The 4,350-nt window shown below is 71.0% G+C and carries 3 protein-coding genes and 1 pseudogene; 3 read left to right on the plus strand and 1 reads right to left on the minus strand.

Annotated features, from left to right (window positions below):
• The first annotated feature begins 144 nt into the window (after nucleotides 1-144).
• The 3 genes from ACFW2E_RS42360 to ACFW2E_RS42370 all read left to right on the plus strand — a co-directional run bounded on the left by ACFW2E_RS42360 (nucleotide 145) and on the right by ACFW2E_RS42370 (nucleotide 3,732).
• Nucleotides 145-972 (plus strand): ATP-binding cassette domain-containing protein, encoded by an 828-nt coding sequence (locus ACFW2E_RS42360; protein WP_384476148.1) that lies wholly within the window; start codon nucleotides 145-147, stop codon nucleotides 970-972.
• Nucleotides 944-3,028, plus strand: coding sequence for a YhgE/Pip family protein (locus ACFW2E_RS42365; RefSeq protein ID WP_384476150.1), 2,085 nt, complete (start codon nucleotides 944-946; stop codon nucleotides 3,026-3,028). Before ACFW2E_RS42360 ends, ACFW2E_RS42365 begins: the two co-directional genes overlap by 29 nt.
• Nucleotides 3,029-3,102: 74 nt before the next feature.
• Entirely contained in the window at nucleotides 3,103-3,732 is a 630-nt protein-coding gene (locus ACFW2E_RS42370) for a TetR/AcrR family transcriptional regulator (RefSeq protein ID WP_384476153.1), read from the plus strand.
• Between the two features lie 179 nt (nucleotides 3,733-3,911).
• On the opposite strand, the pseudogene ACFW2E_RS42375 reads toward ACFW2E_RS42370, so the two are convergent.
• A pseudogene (locus tag ACFW2E_RS42375) lies at nucleotides 3,912-4,118 on the minus strand (IS5/IS1182 family transposase); the annotation flags it as partial.
• Nucleotides 4,119-4,350 lie beyond the last annotated feature (232 nt).

The raw sequence follows: 4,350 nt of genomic DNA on the forward strand, positions 1-4,350 counted from the left end.
TTGTAATAATAATCCCGTTTTTCTTTGTTTTTGTTTTATCTTCTATTTGTGGTGTTTTTTTTGTGACCGTAACGCTTTTATCTTTGTGGGCCGGGCGGGGTTGGTGTCTCAAAACCCCCGGCCCCCCCAGGGGATGGGGTAGCTGTGAGCAGTCCGCCAGGACTCGCCGTCGACGCCCGGGGTTTCGGGCTCGAGGGCCCCCGCGGCTGGGCGTTCCGGGAGATCTCCGTCGACGCGGAGCCCGGTTCGCTGATCGCCGTCGAGGGGCCGTCCGGTTCCGGCCGCACCTGTCTCCTGCTCGCGCTCACCGGCCGGATGAAGGCCACCGAGGGATCGGCGACGGTGGGCGAGGCACGGCTGCCGAAGCAGCTCGCGGCGGTACGCCGGGTCAGCGCGGTGGCCAACGTCGCCGGGGTCACCGACCTCGACCCGGCCCTGACCGTCGGCGAGCACCTGCGCGAACGGGCGCTGCTGCAGCGGCGGTTCGGCGACTCACTGCGCGGACTGATGTGGCCGCACAGGGAACGGTCGCTCGACGCGCGGCTGCGGATCGACGCGGCGCTGGGCGCCGCCGGGCTCGACCGGGAGGCCCTGCCCAAGGGTTCCCGCACCGCCGTGCGCGACCTGGAACGCCTGGAGGCCCTGCGCCTGTCCGTGACCCTGGCCCTCATCGGCCGGCCCCGGCTGCTCGGCGTGGACGACGTCGACCTGAAGCTCTCCGACACCGAACGGGCCGAGGTCTGGACCCTGCTGAAGTCCCTCGCCGCCTCCGGGACGACGGTCGTCGCGGTGTGCAGCAAGGCACCGGACGGCGCCGTCCTCGTCTCCACGGGGAAGACCGGCAGCGGCGCTCCCACCGGCTCCCGGGCCGGCACCGACACCGACTCCAAGGCCGGCACCGTCACCGAGTCCGGTACCGACGACGACGCGAAGGAGGAAGCCGATGCGCTCGCCGAGACTGGCCGCGCTTGAGCTGCGGCGCTTCGGGCGGGGCAGGCTGCCGCGCGCGGCCCTGGTCGCGCTCCTGGTACTGCCGCTGCTGTACGGCGCCCTGTACCTGTGGTCCTTCTGGGACCCGTACGGCCGCCTGGACCGCATCCCCGTGGCGCTCGTGAACGACGACAGGGGGACGACCGCGGGCGGCAGGAGGATCACGGCGGGCGACGACATCGTCGACGGGCTGCGCGACAGCGACACCTTCGAGTGGCACGAGGTGAGCGCCGCCCAGGCGCGCCGGGGCGTCGAGGACGGCACGTACTACCTGTCGCTGACCATGCCGGCCGACTTCAGCCGGCGCGTCGCCTCCAGCTCGGGCGACTCCCCCGAGACCGGCGCCCTCCAGGTGCGCACGAACGACGCGAACAACTACATCGTCGGGCAGATCTCCCGGACGGTCTTCAGCCAGGTGCGCACGGCCGCGTCGACGAAGACGTCCCGCTCCTTCCTGGACCGGATCTTCATCTCGTTCTCCGACATCCACGGGCAGACCGTGAAGGCCGCCAAGGGCGCCGACAGGCTCAAGGGCGGCATCGGGAAGGCGGAGAAGGGCTCCAAGGACCTCGCCGACGGCCTGCAGGACGCCAAGAGCGGCAGCGGCAAGCTGTCCAAGGGCCTGCAGAAGCTCAACACCGGCGCCGGCGACCTGGAGGACGGCTCCAAGCAGGTCTCGGAGGGCACGCGTACGCTCGCCGACAACGTCAACGGGGCCTACGCGAAGGCCGGTCCGTTCCTGAAGGAGAACGAGAAGACGATCGGGGACACGGCCCAGCTGGTCGCCGACTCGGCCAGGGCGGTGAGCCACAACCTCGACGCCCTGGTGAAGGCCGCCCCCGGCGCGGCCAAGACCGCCCACGCGGCCTCCACCACCCTGGACGAGCTCTACCGGACGCACTGCGAGACGCCCGTACTGACCGACGACATCTGCCCCGCCCTGAAGAAGGCGAAGCAGGCCGCCGACGACGTGGCCACGGTGGCCGACGACGTCAACACGCTGATCGCCGACCAGAACGGCGACCTGAAGACGCTCCGCACCAATCTCGGCACGCTCCAGAAGCAGGCCCAGGCCCTCGCGGACCGCGCGCCGCACCTCTCCGAGGACGTCGACGACGCCGTCAAGAAGATCAACAAGCTGAACGGCGGCGCGGCGAAGGTCGCGGCGGGCGCCGAGAGGCTGCACACCGGGCTCGGCACGGCCAGGACCGGCGCGTCCGACCTGGACGAGGGCGTCGGCAAGCTGAAGACCGGCGCCGAGGATCTCAACGGCGGCATGTACAGGCTCGTCGACGGCTCGGGGAAGCTCGCCGGCGGACTGCACGACGGAGCCGGGCAGATCCCCGACTACGACAAGAAGGACCGCGACCGGCGCACCGGAGTCATGGCCGACCCGGTCCAGCTCGCCTCGAAGGACCTGCACAAGGCGGCCAACTACGGCACCGGGTTCGCCCCGTACTTCATCCCGCTGTCCCTGTGGGTGGGCGCGATGGTGGCGTACATGCTGATCCCGCCGCTCAACCGGCGGGCCCTGGCGGCCGGTTCGGCGGCCTGGCGGATCGCGCTCGCGGGCTGGCTGCCGGTGGTCGCGGTCGGCGTGCTGCAGACGACGGCCCTGATGGCCGTGCTGCACTGGGCGATCGGTCTGCAGATGGCTCGGGCGGCCGGGACGGTGGGCTTCCTGTTCCTGGTGACGGCGTGCTTCGCGGCGCTCGTGCAGTGGCTGAACGCGCGCTTCGGCGCGGCGGGCCGGATCCTGGTGCTCGCCCTGCTGATGCTCCAGCTGACGTCGGCGGGCGGCACCTACCCGGTGCAGACCAGTCCGGGCTTCTTCAACGCCATCCACCCCTACCTGCCGATGAGCTACGTCGTCGGGGCCCTCAGAAGGCTGATCACGGGCGGCGGCCTCGGTCCGGTGTGGCAGGCGTGCGTCGTACTGGTCGCGTTCACGGCGGGCGCCCTCGCCCTCACCGCGCTCTCGGCCCGCCGCCGCCAGGTGTGGACGCTCGACCGGCTGCACCCGGAGCTGAGCCTGTGACCTCGTCCATGACGTCGCCCCTGACCTCCTCCTCCGCGCCCGCCCGGGGCCCGGTTCCTGTGAGAATCGGGCGCATGGAAAGCAGCAGCACCGCGTCGGGCGGCAGCACGCGCCGCGAGGCCACCCGGCAGAAGCTCTACGAGGCGGCCGTCACGCTCATCGCCGAGCAGGGGTTCTCGGCCACCACCGTGGACGAGATCGCCGAACGCGCCGGGGTCGCGAAGGGCACGGTGTACTACAACTTCGCGAGCAAGTCGGTCCTCTTCGAGGAGCTGCTGCGGCACGGCGTGGGACTCCTCGCCGCGTCCCTGCGGCAGGCGGCCGAGCAGACCGAGCGCGAGGGCGGCAGCAAGGTCGACGCGCTGGACGCCATGGTCCGCGCCGGGCTCGTGTTCATCGACCGCTACCCGGCCTTCACCCAGCTGTACGTGGCCGAGCTGTGGCGCACCAACCGGGCCTGGCAGTCCACGCTGATGGTGGTACGGCGGGAGGCCGTCGCGGTCGTCGAGGGGGTGCTGCGCGAGGGTGTGGCGAACGGCGAGTTCAGCGACGAGATCGATGTGCAGCTGACGGCGTCCGCGCTGGTCGGCATGGTGCTGGTGGCCGCGCTGGACTGGCAGTCGTTCCAGCCGGAGCGGTCCCTGGACGACGTCCACGCGGCCCTGTCGCGACTGCTCCAGGGGCGGGTGAGCGGGAAGGGCTGAACACGAGGGCGGGGGGGGGGCCGGGGGGGCGGCGCCCCCCCCGGCCCGCCCCCCCCCCCCCCGGCGTCCGCAGGCACGAGTTCCGCCCTACGGCAGGGGCACGGTGTCCTGCGCGCGCGTACCGTTCCAGCCCGCCGCCAGGCGATGGTGGTGGCGGCTAAGGACTGTCCGGCGGATCACTAACGGATCCACAGCCGGATCGCGGCGACAGCGACCGTCCCGTGAGAGACGAAGGCTCTCTTGTCGTACCGGGTCGCCACGGCCCGGAAGCCCTTGAGCGCGTTGATCGTCCGCTCAACTTCATTCCTGCGGCTATAGAGCGCCCGGTCGAAACCAGCGGGGCGACCGCCCCGGCTTCCGCGCCGCTGCCGGTTGGCCCGCTGATCCACCGCATCTGTGCGGTCACCGGGCATGCCCTCACCCGCGATCAATGGCGACGTCATGTGGGGGCCCTGCCCTACCAGAGCCCCTGCCGTGAACGCCGGTGAACCCGTCGCCCCCTGCGCTCACCTAAAAGTGCTCACTAAGGCTTGTCCCGTAACGATCTTGGAGTCGGGAGTGGCATGGGCGGCTGCAGTGCCGCCTGTTCGGCTATCCGGCGAGGGCGAGGTTGTGCAG

Source organism: Streptomyces sp. NPDC058964 (genome assembly GCF_042741275.1).
GTDB lineage: Bacteria > Actinomycetota > Actinomycetes > Streptomycetales > Streptomycetaceae > Streptomyces.

What these genes read in the sequence shown, in the direction of transcription:
- ACFW2E_RS42365 (WP_384476150.1), top strand. Translation starts at nt 944, where the DNA reads ATGCGCTCGCCGAGACTGGCCGCGCTTGAGCTGCGGCGCTTCGGGCGG.
- ACFW2E_RS42370 (WP_384476153.1), top strand. Translation starts at nt 3,103, where the DNA reads ATGGAAAGCAGCAGCACCGCGTCGGGCGGCAGCACGCGCCGCGAGGCC.